The 20867-nt window shown below is 52.9% G+C and carries 19 protein-coding genes; 13 read left to right on the forward strand and 6 right to left on the reverse strand.

Annotated features, from left to right (window positions below; genetic code table 11):
• Positions 1-49 precede the first annotated feature (49 nt).
• The 3 genes from FHS90_RS21095 to FHS90_RS21105 all read left to right on the forward strand — a co-directional run bounded on the left by FHS90_RS21095 (position 50) and on the right by FHS90_RS21105 (position 3008).
• Positions 50-1402, forward strand: coding sequence for a peptidylprolyl isomerase (locus FHS90_RS21095; RefSeq protein WP_066834621.1), 1353 nt, complete (start codon positions 50-52; stop codon positions 1400-1402).
• A gap of 12 nt (positions 1403-1414) precedes the next feature.
• Positions 1415-2377, forward strand: coding sequence for an AAA family ATPase (locus FHS90_RS21100; RefSeq protein WP_182514470.1), 963 nt, complete (start codon positions 1415-1417; stop codon positions 2375-2377).
• 202 nt (positions 2378-2579) lie between these two features.
• Entirely contained in the window at positions 2580-3008 is a 429-nt protein-coding gene (locus FHS90_RS21105; RefSeq protein ID WP_066834624.1) for a hypothetical protein, read from the forward strand.
• 206 nt (positions 3009-3214) lie between these two features.
• On the opposite strand, the gene FHS90_RS21110 is transcribed toward FHS90_RS21105, so the two are convergent.
• The 3 genes from FHS90_RS21110 to FHS90_RS21120 form a co-directional block, all read right to left on the reverse strand.
• On the reverse strand, positions 3215-3592 hold the full coding sequence (locus tag FHS90_RS21110) for a hypothetical protein (protein ID WP_182514471.1): 378 nt from the start codon (positions 3590-3592) through the stop codon (positions 3215-3217).
• Positions 3589-4491, reverse strand: a complete 903-nt coding sequence (locus tag FHS90_RS21115) for a TIGR02587 family membrane protein (protein ID WP_182514472.1) — start codon at positions 4489-4491, stop codon at positions 3589-3591. Before FHS90_RS21115 ends, FHS90_RS21110 begins: the two co-directional genes overlap by 4 nt.
• A 257-nt stretch (positions 4492-4748) precedes the next feature.
• On the reverse strand, positions 4749-5621 hold the full coding sequence (locus tag FHS90_RS21120; protein ID WP_066834746.1) for an SDR family NAD(P)-dependent oxidoreductase: 873 nt from the start codon (positions 5619-5621) through the stop codon (positions 4749-4751).
• A 117-nt stretch (positions 5622-5738) separates the two neighbouring features.
• Here FHS90_RS21120 and FHS90_RS21125 point away from each other — a divergent pair, with 117 nt between their 5' ends.
• A complete protein-coding gene (locus tag FHS90_RS21125; RefSeq protein WP_182514473.1) occupies positions 5739-6338 on the forward strand; it encodes a GNAT family N-acetyltransferase in 600 nt (199 codons plus the stop codon).
• Between the two features lie 188 nt (positions 6339-6526).
• Here the strand turns inward: FHS90_RS21125 and FHS90_RS21130 are convergent, their stop codons facing one another.
• Positions 6527-7675, reverse strand: a complete 1149-nt coding sequence (locus FHS90_RS21130; protein ID WP_246387301.1) for a lipid A deacylase — start codon at positions 7673-7675, stop codon at positions 6527-6529.
• 571 nt (positions 7676-8246) lie between these two features.
• Here FHS90_RS21130 and recA point away from each other — a divergent pair.
• From recA to tsf, 9 genes are all read left to right on the forward strand, one after another.
• Positions 8247-9281 (forward strand): recombinase RecA, encoded by a 1035-nt coding sequence (gene recA, locus FHS90_RS21135; RefSeq protein WP_182514474.1) that lies wholly within the window; start codon positions 8247-8249, stop codon positions 9279-9281.
• A gap of 151 nt (positions 9282-9432) precedes the next feature.
• On the forward strand, positions 9433-10242 hold the full coding sequence (locus FHS90_RS21140) for a DUF3108 domain-containing protein (protein ID WP_066834641.1): 810 nt from the start codon (positions 9433-9435) through the stop codon (positions 10240-10242).
• A gap of 782 nt (positions 10243-11024) precedes the next feature.
• Positions 11025-11717: a response regulator transcription factor gene (locus tag FHS90_RS21145; RefSeq protein ID WP_066834652.1), complete on the forward strand. Its 693-nt coding sequence runs from the start codon at positions 11025-11027 to the stop codon at positions 11715-11717.
• The gene (locus FHS90_RS21150; protein ID WP_220483123.1) at positions 11692-12780 is read left to right on the forward strand and encodes a sensor histidine kinase; all 1089 of its coding nucleotides are present in this window, start codon (positions 11692-11694) and stop codon (positions 12778-12780) included. The genes FHS90_RS21145 and FHS90_RS21150 overlap by 26 nt, the downstream gene beginning before the upstream one ends.
• A 167-nt stretch (positions 12781-12947) precedes the next feature.
• A complete protein-coding gene (locus FHS90_RS21155) occupies positions 12948-13661 on the forward strand; it encodes an RluA family pseudouridine synthase (RefSeq protein ID WP_182514475.1) in 714 nt (237 codons plus the stop codon).
• Between the two features lie 1454 nt (positions 13662-15115).
• Positions 15116-15565, forward strand: coding sequence for a 50S ribosomal protein L13 (gene rplM / locus FHS90_RS21160; RefSeq protein ID WP_066834657.1), 450 nt, complete (start codon positions 15116-15118; stop codon positions 15563-15565).
• A 14-nt stretch (positions 15566-15579) separates the two neighbouring features.
• A complete protein-coding gene (gene rpsI, locus FHS90_RS21165) occupies positions 15580-15966 on the forward strand; it encodes a 30S ribosomal protein S9 (protein WP_066834660.1) in 387 nt (128 codons plus the stop codon).
• A gap of 24 nt (positions 15967-15990) precedes the next feature.
• Positions 15991-16752, forward strand: coding sequence for a 30S ribosomal protein S2 (gene rpsB / locus FHS90_RS21170; protein ID WP_066834663.1), 762 nt, complete (start codon positions 15991-15993; stop codon positions 16750-16752).
• Positions 16753-17006: 254 nt separating this feature from the next.
• Positions 17007-17840, forward strand: coding sequence for a translation elongation factor Ts (gene tsf, locus FHS90_RS21175; protein ID WP_066834666.1), 834 nt, complete (start codon positions 17007-17009; stop codon positions 17838-17840).
• Positions 17841-18226: 386 nt separating this feature from the next.
• On the opposite strand, the gene FHS90_RS21180 is transcribed toward tsf, so the two are convergent.
• A complete protein-coding gene (locus FHS90_RS21180) occupies positions 18227-19573 on the reverse strand; it encodes an NAD(P)/FAD-dependent oxidoreductase (RefSeq protein WP_182514476.1) in 1347 nt (448 codons plus the stop codon).
• Positions 19574-19789: 216 nt separating this feature from the next.
• Positions 19790-20659 carry an alpha/beta hydrolase gene (locus FHS90_RS21185; RefSeq protein ID WP_182514477.1) on the reverse strand — a complete coding sequence of 290 codons (870 nt, stop codon included), beginning with the start codon at positions 20657-20659 and terminating at the stop codon, positions 19790-19792.
• Between the last annotated feature and the right edge of the window lie 208 nt (positions 20660-20867).

The following is a 20867-nucleotide window of genomic DNA, read 5'->3' on the forward strand; positions in this document are numbered from 1 at the left end:
AATTTGCTAGTAATGCGGCACCTAACCCGTGTCAGTTGTTGATAACCACATGAAAACCCTTATTTCTATTACTTCTTTCACCAGAGCCCTGTTCTGCTTTTGCCTGGCCCTGGGTCTGGCACTGTCTGCCCAGGCACAACAGACTACCCTTATTGACAATATTGTGGCCAAAGTTGGCGGTCACATTGTGCTTAGGTCAGAATTAGAGTTCCAGAACGCCAACGCGGTAGGCCAGGGGTACACGTCGCCCAACCTGAAGTGTGACATCATGCGTTCCCTGATCCAGAACAAACTGTTGCTCGCCCGCGCTGAGATTGACTCTGTGGTGGTAGATGAGTCCAGAATAACAGAACAGTTAGAAGGCCGTTTGCAGCAGTTCATTGCCCAGATAGGCAGCGAGGAAAGACTGGAGGAGTACTTCAAAAAACCTATGAGCGAAATCAGAGCTGACCTCAGGAGAAGCATCAAAGAGCAAATGACGCTCCAGAAGATGGAGCAGGAGATTGCCGGTCAGATCAAGGTGACCCCCAAAGAGGTGAAGCAGTACTTCAACACCATTCCCAAAGACAGCCTCCCCTATTTCTCAACAGAGGTAGAAGTGGGGCAGATTGTGAAGATTTCTACCATTGGCGCTGCCCAGAAACAGGCGGCGCGGGAGCAGCTGGAAGCCCTGAGAAAGCGCATCCTGGCCGGTGAAGACTTTGCCACCCTGGCAGGCCAGTTCTCCCAGGACCCCGGCTCTGCCAGCCAGGGCGGAACGTTAGGGTTCTTCAAGAAGCGTGAACTGGTACCGGAGTATGAGGCGGCGGCCCTGCGCCTGAAACCAGGCGAGATGTCGCCCGTGATAGAGTCTATGTTTGGCTTCCACTTGATTCAGTTGATTGAGAAACGCGGCGAGGAGTTTAATTCCCGTCACATCCTGATCAAGCCCGCCACCGCGCAGGTAGACGTACAGCAGACCGCCCAGTTCCTGGACAGCATCAGGACCCTGATCCAGAACGACAGCATGACGTTTGCCAAAGCAGCCAAAGAATTCTCAGATGACATGCTCAGCAAGGGCAACGGCGGCATGATGTCTCTGGGTAACAGCGCCACCACCTACATTCCGGTAGACAAACTGGACCCTTCTGTTTTCTTTGTGGTAGACACCCTGCAGGTAGGAGAGATCAGCCGACCGCTCCCTTACCGTACAGAAGACGGGAAAGACGCCATGCGCATCTTGTACCTGAAGTCTAAAACACCTCCGCACCAGGCCAATTTACAGGACGACTACACCAAGATTGCCACGGCCGCCCTGAGCAACAAACGCAACAGAGCCATCAGTGAGTGGTTTGAGAAAAACAAAGACACCGTGTTTGTTGACGTAGCGCCAGAATTTGAAGCCTGTAGGTTAGAACAATAACTTTCTCTGAATATGCCATTCGCCTCTGACAAAGAAGCCGCTGACGCGCTTTACCAAGCCTACGGGCGCCTGACCTCTGAAATCTCCCAAACCATTATTGGGCAGGAAGAGGTGGTAAAACTAGTGCTTACCGCTGTTTTTTGTCAGGGGCATTGTCTTTTGGTGGGGGTGCCGGGGCTGGCCAAAACGCTCCTGATCCATACCATTGCCTCCTCCCTGGATCTTTCGTTCAACCGGGTGCAGTTTACGCCAGACCTCATGCCCTCTGACATTCTGGGCTCTGAGACTCTTGACCAGAACCGCCAGTTCCAGTTTGTGAAGGGCCCTGTGTTTGCCAACATTGTTCTGGCAGATGAGATCAACCGCACGCCCCCCAAGACCCAGGCCGCCCTGTTAGAAGCCATGCAGGAGTATTCAGTGACCGTGGCCGGGCACCATTACCACCTGCCGCGGCCCTTCTTTGTGCTGGCCACGCAGAACCCCATTGAACAGGAAGGCACCTACCCGCTGCCAGAGGCGCAGTTAGACCGCTTCATGTTCCATGTGGCCCTCACCTACCCCAGTTACGAGGCCGAACTTCAGATTGTAAAGAACACCACCGGTGACCGGAAGCACCAGCCCAAGGTGGTCCTGCATGCAGATGAGATTGTGGCCTTTCAGCAGCTGGTGCGCCGCGTACCAGTCACAGACAACGTGGTAGAGTATGCGGTAAAACTGGTACACGCCACCCGCCCAGACACAGAAATGGCGGGCCCGCAGACCCAGCAGTACCTGGAGTGGGGCGCCGGGCCAAGGGCTTCACAGCACCTGATCATGGGGGCCAAGTGCAACGCCCTGCTCCGCGGAAAATATTCCCCAGACATTGAAGACGTGCAGGCAGTTGCCATTCCTATTCTGCGGCACCGCCTGGTGCGCAACTTCAAGGCAGAGGCCGAAGGCATTACCGTAGAGCAGATCATCAAAGGGCTGCTGTAGCCGTTTTGGGTCTGTTTTCAGAAAAACAGGCCAGAAACGCACCATCCCCTTCCTCCAAACCACCAGGGAATACTTTCCGTTTTCGGGCTACTTTTCTGAAAACAGCGCTAAAACGCACAGAACCTTGGCCGCACCAGTACATTGGGTAATGCAAAAGAGCAAGCCATTGTGTACTTTTGTGCCTATACCTAACCCTACACCCATGGAAGCAGCCGCTCTCTACGAACGCTTTGAGAATAACTTAGAAACAATCTTCGGCTATATCAAAAAAGGCTTAGATGTGCGCACTACGCCCTACCACATTTCCATGCCGCTGGAGATAAACCTGCTCTGCGATGTCCTGAACCAGAAAGGCTTTCACTTTCAAGTGACCAAAGGCGGGTTTGACGCCCTGGTGGAGTTTCATGACCTGTACATGCGCGAAGGCAAACACGTGCTGGACGCCATGCACCAGATTCTGGAAGACAAGCGCGCCTACATCAAAACCGGTGACGGCACAGTCCTGTTAAAGGAGCAGCTGATCAGAAGGCTGGAGTATTTCAACGAGATTGCCCACTCCATGGAAGTCATTGCCCGCCTGCAGCAACTGGGAAGCCCCCTGCAGTACAACTATCCGTTCCTGAACAAATAGGGAGCGGCAGCATTAGCCTTAGTAGCGCCATGAAATAGAAGAGCTTGCGGTGTTCCCTGTTTTGGGGCTAGTTTTCAGAAATCAGGCCGAAAACAGCCTTTGACCCCGTTCCCCCGCACAGACACCTGCCCCAGCGGGCAGCGTATGACCAGATAGAGCCCTAAAAGCGGGGAAAGCCCAACCAACAAGTGGGGGCATCCTCTCTTTTAGGGTTTGTTATACCCCAGAATGTGCACGTTGAACCTCTGCCCTTCTGCCGGCGGCGTTCTGAAGGTAACCCACGCCTCCTGTTTGCTTTCTTTGGGGGCCAACGGGAAAAGGGCCTCTGCGGTCTCCGTTTCTTTGCCTTGCACCAGTAGCACCACCTCAACCGCCACATTCTCTGCCGTCTGCTCGCCGTGGTTGATCAGTTCTATGCGCTGAATATTGCGGCGCAATATATCCTTTTCAGGCATGATCTCTACCCGCAGGTCTGGGGGAGTGCTCTGGTACGTAATGGCTTTTACCCCCAGATACCCAATCAATGCCACAATCAGCAGCACGCTGGCCCCAAACACACACCATTCCAATGCATTTTTTTTCATTCCTCCTGCTTTTCATCTCTGTACTCCTGATCCAGTAAGAACCTTCCGGCCGAGGCGCCCAGAGCCGCCACCACCGTCAGTACCACCGTAGCCTCTACGCCAACCTGCAGACCCACGCCCTCAAACCTCCCAAAAAACCACAGTGCCCCCGCTGACACGCAAACCGAGGAGGCGAAGGTCAGGCTGAGCCCCCACACCACCTCCAGCAGGCTGGGCGCTTTTTGGGCGGGTGTCTCATACGCCCCCCTGAACCCAATGTAAAACAAAATGGCCCCACTGAGGGAAAGTGAGACCAGCAGCATGAGCAGCAGCTGCACCGGTGTGGCACCGGTGGCAATTACCATCACCTCATCTGTAGGGGCAATGTTGGCGGCAAATAGCATGCCCGCGCAGGTGGCCAGCAGGATCTGCTCCAGCGTAGAGGCGTCTCCCTGCTTTTGGCCCGGCAGGCTGGAAGCCGGCTCCCGGTCTGCCTTCTCCTCTTCCTCGTCTTCTGGAGACGCCCCCAGTTGGGCTGTCCCCACCGAGACGCCAATAGCCACGGGCATGGCTTCTACGGCCACCATGTACACTATTCGCTGCAGAGACATTTCGCCGGGAACAATACGGCCCAGCAAACACAGGAAGAGGAAAGACAACACCAGCCCCAGCCCCAGCTCTTCTACTGAGTCAATGGCCACCTCTTTCCAGGAGGCACTGGCCCGGAGACCTGCATAGGCGTTGTACGCCAGCAGCAAGACAAAGGTGAGGGCCACGTACAGCATCAACTGCCAGGGGCTCACATCAAAGCTGGTCCACCAGACCTCCATGGTGTAGAGCATGGGCAGGCTGAAGAGCAGACCGCCAATGATCCCCCTGCCGTACTCCTGCAATGAGTGGTAAACGCTTTTCACCCGCATAGTTGCTCCTCCTTTCGGCTTGCCGTGGTACTGTTCCAGAGCAAGTTTACCTGTAGCCTTTTGTGCTGCAACCGCCTTGGCAGGCCCTGCCGCCCTTTCACTTTCTACTGCCTGGGCAGCACTGCTTCTGGCTTGAAGCCGCTACAGTAAACCCCAACGCCAGCCGTTTTCAATGCCCAATTCAACATGTAAGCACCCTTAAAAGCAAAACACCCGCCCTGTTGCATAGAAGCGGGTGATATTCTACGTGTTAGCGGTTATTGATGTTCTTCCCGTATCTGGGTATGGCCGTCAAGGCTGTGCTCTGTCTTCAGGGTGCCGTTGGGTTCTTTCTTGAGGCTCCCCTTCACTTTGTCGCCCACCGGGCCTTTGGCTACAGTGACGCCGCCGTCTACAAAATACAGGGCCCCGGTCACGTAAGAGGCTTCATCTGAGGCCAGAAAGGCGTAGACGTTGGCTACCTCCTCCGGGGTGCCGCGCCGGCCCAACGGCGTAGCCTGTATCATACTCTGCTCCATTTCCTTGTCCATGGGGCCGGTTTCTTTGTGGGTCCAGGCGGTGTCTATGGGGCCGGGGCACACGCAGTTGCAGCGTACCCCAAACTGGGCCTGCTCTACCGCCAAGCCCCGCATGAAGGCGTGGTTAAAACCCTTGGTTCCGCCGTAAGGCGTGTTTTGGGCAATCCCAATCAGACCGGCCTCTGAGCCCGCAGAAATAATATTGCCGTGCGTCTTGTGCAGCTCCGGCAGGGCGGCCCGGCTCATCATGAAGGTGCTGGCAACATTGTTTTTCAGCATGTACTCAAACGCCTCTGTGGGGTAGTCCTGCAACAGAGAGGTGGCGGGGAACACCCCGGCGTTGTTGATGAGAATATCAAGCTGGCCGTACTGTTTCACCGCCAGCTCTACACAGCGTTTGGCGTTTGGCTCCAGAGAGATGTCACCCGTGAACGAGATGGCCGTGCCGCCTTCCTCCCGAATGGCCTTGGCCACCTCTTCTACAGGATCTTCCGGGAACCCGCACACCACTACGCGGGCGCCCTCCCGGGCAAATTTCTTACAGATGGCTTCGCCTATGCCCGTGCCACCTCCTGTGACAATGGCCACTTTGTTTGCTAATCTTCCTTCCATTGTTTTCATGTACATTTCTGAAAGAATAACGGGAAGCCCGCACAATTAGTTGAAATTCCTGTCACACCGGCGGGCAAGGCCCGTAGATAAAAGAAGGAACCAAGAAGAAAGAGACCTATGCGGCAGACAGCAGTACCTTCGCCAGCCACCCTTGAACTTTCAACCCATAGACTCTGGCTACGGGCCTATTCACCCGAGATGGCCCTCCCTTTCTGGCGGCTCTTACAGGAAAACCGGAGCCGGCTGCTCACAGATTTCCCAGACCGCACCGCGGCGGTGCAGACCCTGGAAGACGCCGCCCACCGCATCAGGACCATGACCTACCAGCGCCGGGCGGGCGACCTCTACAGTCTGGGCATTTTCAGGAAAGACACTGAAGATTACATTGGCGACGTTACCCTCAGGCGGCTGGCCCGCGGCAAACTGTACGCAGAAGTGGGTTACTACCTTTCCGGCGCCGCCGAAGGCCAGGGATATGCCACCGAGGCCCTGAAAGCCGTACTCAAATACGCGTTTCAGGTGTTGAGAATGGAAAGCGTGAGCCTGCGGTGCGCCAAAGCCAACACCCGCAGCCAGAAAGTGGCCGAGCGCACCGGCTTCACCCTCACCAGAACCTACACCCCCACCGTCACAGACAGCGGCGGGGAACCGCGGGAGTTGTGCTGCTACAGTTTTCAGCGTAATGATTTTGCCCTGCAGCTGCTCTGGCGTTTTTGACCTGTTTTCTGGAAAACAGGCCAAAAACGCCAGAGCCTGTTTCAATGGATCTCTCAGGCTGCAAAACGCTCATAAAAAGAAACTGCCTGCACACTTTTCCCGCAGTGCTGCTACGCAGCTCAAAAACTGCCTCTGCAGAACCGTTTGCTGGTACTTTTAGCCGGTAAAATTAACCTGAAAACATGCCCTTAGCGCTTTTTGAGCCGCGCCAGGAAGAAGTCTGAGTTAAAGTTGAGGTGCAGGCTGTTGGAGAACTCCAGGGCGGGGTTGTCCAGGTCATAGTAGGGCTCCAGCCGCAGGGTGAGCATGAGCCCTTCCATGAGTTTGATGTCATGCATGAGCCGCAGAATCAGCAGCTGGCGGGTCTTGTCTGTGTAGCCGGGGCTTTTGAAGTTGGTAGACACTGACTGGAACAGCTTGCCGCCCAGTTCTGCATAATAGCCGCTCCCGCGCCAGTAGCTCAGCATCACGTTCTGGTACTTGGTGTCTACGCCCGCATTGAGGTAAATGCCCCCCCCTTGCGTGAACGGCAGGTTCTTCTCATTGGAGAAATCCTTCCAGCCCACCACGTACGGCTGAAAATGCAGCGCCTTGAGTACTCTCCTGTTATAGGTCCTCCTGAGCACCAATCCGGCCGCCACGTTCAGCAACGTCACCAGCGGCAGTTCTGTGTCATCAATCTGGCCGCCGCGGTGCTGGGCGGTGAACTGGAGCGGAAGCCCGATGTAAGTTTCTGTTTCCGGCTTATTTTCTGGAAAATCAAGCGAAACGGGCGTTTCATACAGCCGCAGCTCAGCAGAAGCGCCCCCGGCAATTTCCTCCTGAAACGGGTCCATGCGCCTGATGTAGCGCTGCCAGTCCATCCAGGCGTCCAGCTTCACCCCGGGTTTGTCCAGCAGGAACTGGAGGCCGTTCTCCAGCCGGTTGGTGATCACGCGCTCAAAATCATACAGCGGCTCAATGTACCCGTGGTTCACGTTGCCCTCCAGATTACCAAACAACAGCGCTTTGCCGTCTTTCTCATACCGGATGGTGAACGTGGGCTGCACCATTGAATACTTGTTCGTCCCGAAGTCTTTCTGCACCTGCACCCCTACGTCAATGCGCACGTTAGGGCTGGCAAAGTAGATGAGGCGCGGGTTCAGGTGATAGCCAAACAGCGTATAGCCTTCGGCGATGTCATTGAAGTACTCATTGTTTTTCTGGTACCCCAAGGCGTTGAGGCCCAGCTGCAGCTCACCCGTCTGGTCTGGTTTCACCGGAAACCGCTGCTCCAGCGCCTTGTTGTTTAACTGCGCCAAGGCGTTCTGCCCGGCAAAAGCGGCTCCTACGGCCATGAAAAGCCATTTTTTTAGCATATGATTCTTAATGTCACCCCTGGTAACGCAACAGCTGCAAACAAGTTGAGCGCACGGCATCTGCTCCCTGAGGCCGCCGCACCAAACCGAAAGATACTTAAAAGAAGGAAAAAAGGGAGGGCGCCCCCCTTACAAACTTCCCCTCCCCTTCTGGCCAGGCCGTTTCTGGCTTACTTTTTCTAAAACAGGGCTAAAACAGAATGCCTGCCCCGGCAGGTATGCCGCGCTTACCCCTGAAAATTCTCAGCCCGGGTGTAACTAATCTCTCCCCTGCTTTGTTTCAGAAAGAGGGGAAACCGGCCGCCCACAGCCAGACTGTACCAAGCACGTGCTGCTCAGCCCGTTAAAACAATACTATCACCAATAGCAAACAGCTAAAAATAAAACTAAAAAAAGTAGCATATCTTGGCACAAATCCGGTACTTTGGGTGTTTCATTTATACACCTCCAGACCCTGTCTTAGAAGCAGCTGAGACGCCGCGGCAAGCGTTTGCAGATTGGCTCAGGAAGTAGTAATTTAGACCTAAATTTAAGCAAAGAAAACACAGACATGAGTGTAAACACCGAAAAACTGAAAGCGCTTCAACTCACCATTGACAAGCTGGACAAAGCCTATGGCAAAGGCACGGTCATGAAGCTGAGCGACAACCAAGTGGTGGACGTAGGGGCCATCTCTACCGGTTCCCTCGGGCTAGACATCGCCTTGGGAATTGGGGGTCTTCCGCGTGGCAGGGTGGTAGAAATCTACGGCCCGGAGTCTTCCGGTAAAACCACGCTCACTATGCATGCCATTGCTGAGGCGCAGAAGCAAGGCGGTATTGCCGCTTTCATTGACGCCGAGCATGCTTTTGATAAAACCTACGCTGAGAAACTCGGCATTGACACAGAAAACCTCTTGATAGCCCAGCCAGACAACGGCGAGCAAGCCCTGGAGATTGCGGACCACCTGATCAGCTCTGGCGCGATTGATATCATTGTGATTGACTCAGTGGCCGCTCTGGTGCCTAAAGGCGAACTAGAAGGCGACATGGGGGACAGCAAAATGGGGCTTCAGGCCCGTTTGATGTCACAGGCCCTGCGTAAGCTGACCGGTACCATCAACAAAACCAACTGCTTGTGTATCTTCATCAACCAGTTGCGGGAGAAGATTGGCGTCATGTTCGGGAACCCGGAAACCACTACCGGTGGTAACGCCCTTAAGTTCTACGCCTCCGTACGTCTGGACATCCGCCGCATTGGGCAGATCAAAGAGGGGGCTGATAACATTACCGGTAACCGCACCAAGGTGAAGGTGGTGAAAAACAAAGTGGCGCCTCCGTTCAAAGTGGTGGAGTTTGACATCATGTACGGCGAGGGTATCTCCAAAGTAGGCGAAATCCTTGACCTGGGCGTGGAGTTGAACATTATCCAGAAATCTGGTTCCTGGTTCTCCTACAACGGTGACCGCTTAGGCCAGGGCCGTGACGCGGTAAAACAGCTGCTGCTGGACAACGAAGAGCTCATGCAGGACATTGAGACGAAAATCAGAGCTCTGGTAAAAGGCGAGCCAGACAAGGTGGCGGCCGCCCTGGAAGACAATGAATAACAGAAAAAATAAGACAAAAACGGCACCTTTCAGGGTGCCGTTTTTGTTTAGGTGAAGTTCACCTGAAAACTTTAGATTTGTACCAGCCAAGCACCTAACCAGATTTGGTACGACATTTGAATAGGCACAGGTACACCTGATTGAACAGCTTATGCGATTGAAACATCAACTACTTTTGATACTCCCTCTTCTTGGGCTGGTGCTGAGCGGCTTCGCGTTGAAGGACACCCTGCGCACCATGAAGAATGACAGCTTCGCCCCTGGCGAGGTTCTGCAATACAAAGTGCACTACGGCATCATCAATGCGGGAGAGGCCACCATCAACGTGTCTTCCAACCTGCAGCGCATCAACAACCGCCCGTGCTACCTCACCACCGTGAGCGGCAAAACCACCGGCTCCTTTGACTTCTTTCACCGCATACGGGACACCTGGAGCTCTTTCATAGACACCTCTACCATGCAGCCGCTGCGGTTCCACCGTAACATTGAAGAAGGCAGCTACAAGCGCAAAGAGACTACAGACTTTGACCATGCCCGCAACGTGGTGGTGGTCAATGACAGCCGTGACAAAGAAAAGAACCAGGTGTACAAAGTGCCAGACAACGTGCAGGACATGGTGAGCGGCTTCTACTACTTGCGCACCCTTGATTTAGACAGCTACAAACCGGGGCAAACCTTGAAAATGTCTGGCTTTCTGGGGGATGAGGTCTTTGACATGACCGTTACTTACAAAGGGGTGACTACGGTTGACACCAAGGCCGGCAAGATCAGGGCGCACCGCCTTACCCCCAAGATGCCGTCAAACAAACTGTTCAAAGGCGAAGACGCCATCTCTGTCTATTTTTCAAATGACGAGAACAAGGCACCGGTTCTGTTTGAGGCCGAAATGTTTGTGGGATCCGTTAAAGTAAACCTCTACAAGTACAGCGGCCTGAAGAGCAGGTTAAACCTGGTCAAGTAATATCAGTTCCTGTTGCCAGCAGTCAGGAGAACCAGTGAGGGCCGCCCAAGTTGACCGGGGCGGCCCTCACTGGTTTGGGGCTGTTTTTGAAAAAACGGCTCCAAAACAGGAAACAGCTTGCCACTTGCAGCGGTTTGCCCGGCCGCGCGTGAGGGATAGCAGCTGCAAGCCCACAGGGCCAAGGCCCCGCCGCGGCCCTGTGGGCTTGCAGCGTATAGCGCCCGACCCGCAGGGGCACGCCCTGAAAGAGTCCTGAGTCAAGAGTTCTGAGTCCAGAGTGGTTCGTCACTGAGTTTTCTGGGAAAGCTGTTTAGGGGTAAGTTCTGGTAGCGTAGAGCCGCCGCGGGAGGTTCTTGTAGAGCGGTTTTAAGAACTTACTAGCGCGTTATGAAAACGGTAAGAGCGGGAAAGCGGCCTGGCATTGGACTTTGCGGCTTGGAAAGATAAACGTAACGATAGCAGCCACCGCGGCCGTGTAAGCGTTGCGCTGCCGTCTGTTTTGGGGCTGTTTTTCTGAAAACAGGTCTAAAACAGGAATGGCCACCCTAGTGACTTTACAGGCGCCCGCCCCACCCTCACCGCTTCTGCACCTCTGTTCTTGGTTTGCCTGGCACCTGTAAAAAACGCCCTGGGCAACTAAAAACAAACAACTAACAACATATTCCCTATCTTTGACTTGAAATTCAGAGATTCGCGATTCTCCACTTACCCTAGCGATTTTAGCCTGACATTTCGAAGAGACTAGCCACTTGTGATACTCTTTTCAATTTAACGCATACTTTATGCAAACGCCGGCTAAATATAAGATTCTGGTAGTAGATGATGACCCAGATATTGTAGAGTTGTTGCAGTACAACCTGGAGAAGGAAGGCTATGAAGTGTCTCACGCCGAAAACGGCCAGGAGGCGCTCAAAACCGCCAAAAGAATCACCCCAGACATTATTCTGCTGGATGTGATGATGCCCGTGATGGACGGCATCACCGCCTGCCGCCAGCTCAGGGAAGACCCCAAGTTCAAAGACACGCACATCCTGTTCCTGACCGCCCGCAGTGAGGAGTTCTCTGAGGTGGCCGCCTTTGAGGCCGGGGCAGACGACTTCATTGTCAAGCCCATCAAGCCGCGCGCCCTCATTAGCCGTCTGGCCGCCTACAAGCGCCGCGAGAGCAGCCAGGGCCCGGAGCAGACCCAGGTGATTGAGATTGGGGAGCTGCGTATTGACCGTACCAGCTTCATGGTGCTCAAAGGCGAGCAGAAAATCACCCTGCCCAAGAAAGAATTTGAACTGCTGGCCTTTCTGGCGGCTACGCCGAACAAGGTCTTCAGCCGCGACGAGCTCCTCAACAACGTGTGGGGGAACGATGTCTACGTGATTGCCCGTACCGTTGACGTGCACATCAGAAAAGTGAGGGAGAAAATTGGCGAAGATCAGATCAAGACCATCAAAGGCGTTGGCTACAAATTCAACACAGACTAAACCTGCCCCTAAAAAAGGGATTAGAGTAGGTTCCCGGGCCATTGCTGTTGCAGTGGCCTTTTTGGTGGCTTTCATTATCACGGCGTACCTCATTTTAGCGCCGCAGCTGAGCTTTAAGCAAATGGTGCTGGTGCTGGGATTCACCTTCTCGGCCTGCTTCCTGCTGGTGTACTTCTCTTATGAGGCGCTGGTGTTCAGGGAAATCAACAACATCTACGCCGGGCTGGAGAAGTTCAAGCGCAAGGAGTTCAAGCAGATGAGCAGCAAATTCCTGTTCAGGCCAGACCCGCTCAAGCGCATCAAAGATGAGATTTACCTCATTGCTGAGCGCAACCAGAAAGAGATTGACGAGCTGAAACGCCTGCAGGTGATGCGCCGCGAATTTCTGGCCGATGTATCACATGAGCTGAAAACCCCCATCTTCGCCGCCCAGGGCTTTATTCACACCCTGCTGGACGGTGCCATGGATGATGAGCGCGTCAGGGACAAGTTCCTGATGAAAGCCGCCAAAAGCTTAGACGGGCTAGACACTCTGGTGCAGGACCTGATCACCATCTCCCAGTTGGAGAAAGGGGTGATCCAGATGAAGAAGGCCCCCTTTGATTTGAATGAGCTGGGGCAGGAGGTGTTTGAGCAGTTGGAAGGGAAAGCCGCCTCTAAACACATCACCCTGCACCTGCTCACCCCGCCCCACGAAGTCTTTGACGTACTTGCTGACCGGGGCCGGATCAAGCAGGTACTCATCAACCTCATTGACAACGCCATCAAGTACGGGCTGGAAAACGGCAACATCTGGCTCTCGTTCCAGGACGGCAAAAAGAAAACGCTCATCACCGTGCGGGATGACGGCCCGGGTATTCCCAAAGAGCACCTCAACCGCATTTTTGAGCGCTTCTACCGCATAGACAAGAGCCGCACCCGTGATACGTCTGGGGGGGGGTCTGGCCTTGGGCTGGCCATCTCCAAACACATTGTAGAGGCGCACCAGTCTGTGATAGCGGTCTCCAGTGAGGTGGGGCAAGGCACCACGCTCCGGTTCAAACTGCCCACACTGAAGGAATAGTTTCTGTTTTGGGGCTGTTTTGGCCAAAACAGCCCCAAAACGACCGTTCCCCTTACCAGAAAATATTCGGTACCTTTGTTGCGTGAAAGGCCGTAGCTGTTTTCAACCTGTTTTTAGAAAAACAGGCCGAAAACAGAAATCACCCAGGCCCACCTTTAGCTGTTTCTATGAAGTTACCTGCTTTTCAGGACCTCATCATTTTTGAGAATGATGATTATATAGTGGTGAACAAACCACCGTTTCTGGCCACGCTGGAAGACCGCGCCCTCAACGCCACCAACCTCTTGGCCCTGGCCCGCCAGTACCACCCAGACGCCCAGGCCTGCCACCGCCTGGACAAGGAAACCTCGGGCTGCCTGGCCATTGCCAAGAACCCGGAGGCCTACCGCCACCTCTCCATGCAGTTTGAGAACCGGCAGGTGCAGAAGGTGTACCACGCGGTAGCCTGGGGAAGCCATGCCTTCCAAGATGAACTGGTTGACCGCGCCATTCAACCCGGTCTCAAAGGAGTGGCCAAACTGGCCTACAAGGGCAAGCCTGCCCAAACCTATTTCACCACGCTGGAGAAGTTTGGCCGCCACACCCTGCTGGCGTGTAAGCCTATTACGGGACGTATGCACCAGATTCGTCTGCACCTGGCTTTCTTGAAAGCCCCCATTGTGCAGGATGAACTGTACGGCGGGGAGCCGCTGTACCTCTCCACCCTGAAACGCAAGTTCAATCTGGCCAAGAACACAGAGGAGCAACCGGTGATCAAACGGTTCGCCCTGCACTCATACCAGTTGGGCTTTACACTTTTGAATAATGAACCCGTCATGGTTACGGCAGAATACCCCAAAGATTTTCAGGTGCTGGTGAAGCTGCTACGGCAGCATGGGTAGCGGGGGGTTGTTTGTTGTTCTCTTGGCGGCAGGGTTCATCTCCTCTGCTTAATTCAGCATTGCCGTCTCTGCTTGGTTTAATAAGGTGTGTCTGCTTTTTGCCGCGGGTATGCATGGTTCGTTGTTTCCCTGGCGGGGCTATTGGAAGCAGTGCCTCACGGGCTACCATGTTGCATTGCGGGAATGCGTAGTATGTTGTTCTTTTGGGGCAATGTGTAGTCTGTTGTTACCCTGGCTGGGCTGCTGGATGAGGTGCCTTATAGTCATGCTGCTGCAAGGGCAATGCGTAGTTCGCTGTTCCCTTGGCTTTGGCGTTTGACGCAATGCCTCACTCACTGTATCGTTTCATCTTTCCGGTAAGCGCTCACGGCCGCGGGGCCCCGTCCTGGCGGTTCGCACTGCTGTTAAAACTAGGCCTTTGTCGTTGCCTTCGGCACCGTATTAACAGAGGCGCTCACCCCAGGACTGGTTTGGCTTCCCCTCCTGCTACTTCCTTACTTGCTCTGTCTGTTTCAGTAGGTAACTAGTGCTGTCCCGCTAGCCTGAGGCGAGCCCGTGCTGCGCACATCAGTCGGGGGAATCGTTGATTGTTCATTATTGCTTGCCTGTTGCGAATGGTTTCCCACATCCCGCGCTGGCGCGGGCCTCCAGACGCGTTCCTACTGATGGGCCGTCTCTGCCTGCCCTCGCGGCGCGGCTGCGAAACCAGACATTGCTACTTCATCCATGCTGAATTGCCTAGGGGAAAAAGAAAGGACTCTGAACTCAAGACTCAGAACTCACTCCAATACTCCCCCTTTGAAGGGGCGAAGGGGAATGTTTACTCAGGAGGACACGCATGCCAGATCACCCTCTTTTTGGCGCATATAGTTGCGTTCTGCCAATCACAGTGCTCTTCCGGATTTGCAATCCGGAAGCTGGTACTGAGGGGATTTGCAATCCCCGTGGCGGCACGTTTGATCTTCAGGCGCCGCGGATTGCAAATCCGCAGGTAACAGGCCCGGGATGGCAAATTCCGGACAGCCGAGGGATACGCATTCGCCAGATGTACGGTCACCCGCCACTTGCCCCACGCATTCCTGATACTCCCCTCCTGGGAGGGGCAGTGGTGGGTTTTACGCGTGGCAAGTTGTTTCCCCAACTGAAACCAAATCACATGTTTGACTCAGAACCCAAGACTCAGGACTGCTACCGGCCCCCTAGCGCCCGGAAGACCTGCGGGCCTCTGCGCCAATTTCCGTTTCTGGCCTGTTTATCCCAAAACAACTCTCAAGCGCTTCTACCCCAGATAACAACGGGAGGCCTCCTCTACTGCCACCACTCTGACTCTTTCTAAATTCGCCTGATTTTCAAGGCAATAAATTAAGGGAGTGTTGCATACCAAAAAGAAAGCGCGTATCTTTGTGACCATTTTCAAGAAAAAGTAAATTCTTTTCACCGTTAACCATTTAATAATGGACCACTTAAGTTATAAGACGCTATCAGTTAATAAGGCGGCCGCTAATAAAGGCTGGGTAGTGATAGACGCCGGAGACTCAACCCTTGGCCGTGTGGCCTCTCAGATCGCGATGATCCTTCGCGGCAAAAACAAACCTTCTTTCACGCCTAACGCAGACTGCGGAGATAACGTGGTTGTGATCAATGCGGATAAAGTTCGTATGACTGGCAAGAAGTGGGATAAGAAAACCTTTGTAACCCACACCGGTTACCCAGGCGGCCAGCGCACCTTCACTCCCCGTGAGTTGAAAGCCAAATCTTCTACGCTGCTGGTAGAGCGTGCGGTGAAAGGGATGTTGCCCAAGTCCCGTCTGGGCCGTGAGCAATTCCGCAACCTGTTTGTGTACCCAGGTGCAGAGCACCCACATGCGGCACAACAGCCTGTTCAAGTAAAACTTACAAAATAATCTAGACATATTTAATGGAAGTTCTCAATACATCTGGTAGAAGAAAAACCTCGGTGGCGCGCATTTACATGACGTCAGGGCAAGGGAATATCACTATTAACGATAGAGATATTAAGGAATACTTCCCTAGTGAAGTGTTGCAAACCATTGTGCAGCAGCCATTGGTGCTGATTGACGGGGTGGGCAAATACGACATTAAGGCGAATATCAAAGGCGGTGGCGTTGCCGGTCAGGCAGAGGCCCTTCGTCTGGCGATTACCAAGGCATTGGTAGAAGAAAACGCTGAGACCCGTCCGGCCCTGAAAAAAGAAGGTTTCTTAACGCGTGACCCACGTATGGTGGAGCGTAAGAAATTCGGTAAGCGCAAAGCCCGTCGTTCGTTCCAGTTCTCTAAACGTTAATATTTCATCAGCTGTATCAATATCATGGCTAATACCACATATAAAGATTTACTGGATGCCGGTGTACACTTTGGTCACCTTACCAGAAAATGGGATCCTAAAATGGCTCCTTACATTTTCATGGAGAAAAACGGCATTCACATCATTGACCTGAACAAAACCCTTGTGTCTTTAGATGAGGCTACTGCTGCTATCAAGCAGATTGCCAAGTCTGGCCGCAAGATCATGTTTGTGGCTACCAAGAAACAAGCGCAGGACATAGTGGCAGAAGAGGCGAAACGCCTGAAAATGCCTTATGTGACTGACCGTTGGTTAGGTGGTATGCTCACCAACTTCCAGACTGTTCGTAAGTCATTGAAGAAAATGTCTACCATTGACAAAATGGTGAAAGAAAACACCGCGTATGCCGCCATGGCGAAACGTGAGCGTTTGATGCTGTCTCGTGAGCGCGAGAAACTGGAGCGTGTGTTGGGTGGTATTGCTGACCTGTCCCGTCTCCCGGCAGCCTTGTTTGTAGTGGACGTGAAGCGTGAGTCTATTGCGATCAAAGAAGCCCACAAACTGAACCTGCCCGTATTCGCGATTGTAGACACCAACTCTAACCCAGAGCTGGTTGATTTCCCAATCCCGGCCAATGATGACGCTTCTAAGTCTATCGCCCTGATCACTTCTTTGATTGGCAAAGCCATTGAAGAAGGTTTGTCTGAGCGTAAAGTAGACAAAGAAGATTCAGACAGAAAACGTGCCGAGGAAGAAGGCATTGCCGAGAAAGTAGAGGCTGAATAAGCTCCTAACCTCATAAGATCACTGTCAAAGAAACTGAACATTAGGAAGCCTGGCCACTAATGTTCAGTTTCTTTTTGATAACAGCCTCTTTAAAGATTGTTCCTGCAAGCCAAGGCAACCAGGTTCTGCAGAAGCGGTTCCTGACAGAGCCCATGGCAGCAGGAAAGACAAAGATTTAAAGGCTTAAAAGGCGTTGCGAGAAAGCAACCCCACCCTCATAAAACTTTTTATCCGTACTTCTTAATAAAAGAAAAATGGCTATTACAGCACAAGATGTAAACAGACTTCGCCAAGAGACTGGCGCTGGTATGATGGACTGCAAAAAAGCCCTGACTGAGGCCAACGGCGACTTTGAAGCAGCCAAAGATATTCTGCGTAAGCAAGGTCAGAAAATTGCCAGCAAGCGCGCTGACAACGCTACTTCTGAAGGAGCTGTTTTAACGCAAGTAAACGCTGAAGGTACTGTAGGTAAAGTAATCGCGTTAGCCTGCGAGACTGAGCCGGTATCTAAAGTAGAAGATTTCAAAAACCTGGCACAAGCGGTATTAAGCGCCGCGGTTTCTACCAACGCTGCCACCAAAGAAGAACTGTTGGCTACGCCACAGACAGACGGCCGTTCGCTGCAAGACCACATCACTGACCTGATGGGTAAAATTGGTGAGAAAATTGACGTAGTGTCTTATGAGACTGTTTCTGCTGAGAAAGTTGTTGCTTACAACCACTCAAACGGTAAACTGGGTGTGTTGGTAGGTTTAACCAACACCGGCGGTAAAGAAGTAACTGAAGTAGGCAAAGACGTAGCTATGCAAATTGCCGCTATGCGCCCTATCGCGGTTGACAAAGACGGAGTTGACGCCGCTACTATTGAACGCGAAATTGAGATTGGGAAAGAGCAGGCTCGCCAGGAAGGCAAACCAGAGGAAATGCTGGAGAAAATTGCCCAAGGCAAACTGAACAAGTTCTACAAAGAAAGCACGTTGTTGAACCAGGAGTTCGTGAAAGACCCATCTGTAACCATTGCTAAATTGTTAGATAACACTAACAAAGGCATGACCGTGACTGAGTTCAAGCGTGTTGCCATTGGTTAATCTACCATATTGACTATCTTTAAAAAGCCCCGCTGTTGCCACAGCGGGGCTTTTTGTTTTAGAAGCTATTTAAAAGGCATTCCCTTCTCTGGCGCAAGCTTTCCATTTAGCTTTTTTTGGAAGGGCAAGCTGCTGATTCGTCTCAACTGACAAGCCCCAAATATTGGGCGCTGGCTTACGCTTGTAAACAAGTAAACGGAAAACTATTAACAGGTTCTCAGGCTAAGTAGGTGCCTCTGCAACTGAACCGCCCAGTGAGTTGCTAGCGAGAACACCAACCATGGCAGGCAAAGGATTAACCCAGAGGGTTCACTTTCCTGTTTTCGGCCTGTTTTTGGGAAAACAGGCCGAAAACAGGAAAGCTGCTATGAAACGTTGATTCCTACTTAATCAAGGTCTGCCTGCTTGCGCACAAACTCCTGCCCTGCTATATCTTCCTTCCGCAGGAAAGGCCTGATGATAAGGCGTGTGCTGTTCTCATAGGTAAAGAACTTGTACACCCAGTTGGCCAGCACCACTACCTTGTTCCTAAAGCCAATGAGGTAGTAAATGTGCACAAAGAGCCAGGCCATCCAGGCAATGAAACCGCTGAGGTGCATGTTTTTGGGCAAGTCGGCCACCGCCCGGTTACGCCCTATAATGGCCAGGGAGCCTTTGTCATAGTATTCAAACGGTTCAAGCGGTTCCCGGCGCACTAGCCGCTTCAGGTTCTTGGCCAGGTGCTTGCCTTGCTGAATGGCGGGCTGCGCCACCCCCGGGTGCCCTTTGGGCCATTTTTCGGTCTTCATGGCGGCAATATCACCAATGGCGAAGACATCATTGAAGCCCAGCACCTGGTTGAACTTGTTCACCAGGTAACGGCCCCGCTCACTGGACTCTGGCGGAAGCCCCTGAATCTGAGCGCCTGACACGCCGGCCGCCCAGATGAGGGTTTGCGTCTTGATCTGTTCGCCGCCCTTGAAGGTCACCGTCTGGCCATCATAAGACTCCACCAGGGTGTTCAATTTGACTATGATGCCTACTTCCTCCAGATAGCGTCTGGTCTTTTCACTGGACTCCGGTGACATGGGCGGCAGCACCCGATCCATGCCTTCTACCAGATAAATGTTCATTTTGCTGAAGTCCATGCCGGGGTAGTCACCGGGAAGCACGTGCTTACGCATTTCGGCCAGGGCACCGGCCAACTCTACCCCCGTTGGTCCGCCGCCCACTATCACAATGTTGAGCAGGCTTTGCCGCACCTCAGGGTCTTTGATCATGTTGGCCTGCTCAAACGACTGCAGCAGCTGGCTGCGCAGGTTCAGGGCATCTGGGATCTGCTTGAGCGGGAACGAGTACTTCTTGATCTGCTCATTGCCAAAGTAGTTAGACTTGGTGCCCGTGGCAATCACCAGAAAGTCATAAGGCAAGTCCCCCACCAGCGTTGAGACCGTTTTGGCAGCCGGGTTTATGCCCGTCACCTTCACCTGCCTAAAGTGGAAGTCTTCATAGTCTTCATCAAACATTTTACGCAGCGGCTCTGCAATAGCATCTGGCTCTAGCCCCGCGGTGGCCACCTGGTACAGCAGCGGCCAGAAGCCGTGGTAGTTTTGGCGGTCAAACATCACAATCTGAAAATCCCTTCCAGAGAGGTTGCGGGCAAGGTTGGCACCGCCAAAGCCGCCGCCAATGATGACAACACGTGGCTTGGTGGTGTCTGGTATGTTCAGGGACAGTTCGTTTATCTGCAGCATAGATCAAGCAATAATGGTCAAGAAAGCCTTCACAATACTGTAAGGGCTCCTTACGTTATTCATTGTCTTATACTGAAATTACTGTATATAAGATATTCTTTATTCTCCAGAACGGCCGGAAGGGCCGCTAAAAAAAAATCCGTTTTGGGGCTGTTTTTCAGAAAACAGCCCCAAAACGGATTTTCCCATCGCCTGAACAGGCAGTACCTAGAACACCTACCTCCGAAAGCTTTCCCCCACAAACTTCAACACCTCTGGCAGGGCCGTGCGCCAGTAGTTCCAGGTATGCCCGCCGTCACGCACCCTGAACTCATGCGGAAGCTTACGGTCCAGCATGGCCGCGTGCAATGCCATGTTACCTTTGATCAGGAAATCATCATCCCCGCAGTCAATGTAAAATTTCACTTTCTTCATGGGGTCAAGAGGCGCTGTTTCTACCAACTTCAGCACTGAATTCTGGTACCAGTGGGCAGTCAGTCGCTCCTGCCCTTGCAGGTTCTCTTTGAACACAGTAGAAAAATACCGTTTAAAGGAGGCCTCTGGCATAGTGGTAAACAACTCATCTGTCCAGACGGCGGCACTCAGCGGGGCTGCCGCCGCAAACAGGTCTGGGTGTTTCAGCGCCATTACCAGGGTGCCGTAACCTCCCATAGAAAGACCGGCTACGGCTCTAAACTCTTTGCTGCCACGGGTACGGTATATCTTGTCAATGTAGGGAATAAATTCGTTGATGAAGAAATCTTCATACTTCACCTTGCCGTCTGCGCTGTTGATGTACCAGCTCACGCCGGCATCTGGCATGACAATGATCATAGGCGGCACCTCGCCGGCCTGCATCAACCGCTCTGCGGTCAGGTGGGCCTCGCCGAATTGCGCCCAACCCGTCTCGTCATCTGAGTAGCCATGCAGCAGGTACAGCACGGGGTACCGGCGGTTGGTTCGTTCATAGTCTGCCGGCAGGTACAGAGAGTATTCTACCTTCTTGTCCAGAACTTTGCTTTTTACCTCAAGGCTTTCTTTTAATATTCCTTGGGCCGAAGCACTGCATGCCCACAAGACGCAGAGCGACAGGAGAAGTTTTTTCATAGCTGGTAATTGGTTGAAAAGCGAATGAGACCGCAGGCCAAGTATAGTATTCTTTTCTATCTTCCTCAAAAAAATAGTCAATCGCCTTTGCCGTTTCACGGATAAATAAGATGGAAGCTGTTTAGAGTTTAATAACTTCCAAAGAATTAGGGAGGTAAAAGTGTTTGCGACAACATTTCTCACCAAGCCCTAACTCAATGGAAGCGAT

This window comes from Rufibacter ruber, from assembly GCF_014138425.1.
GTDB lineage: Bacteria > Bacteroidota > Bacteroidia > Cytophagales > Hymenobacteraceae > Nibribacter > Nibribacter ruber_C.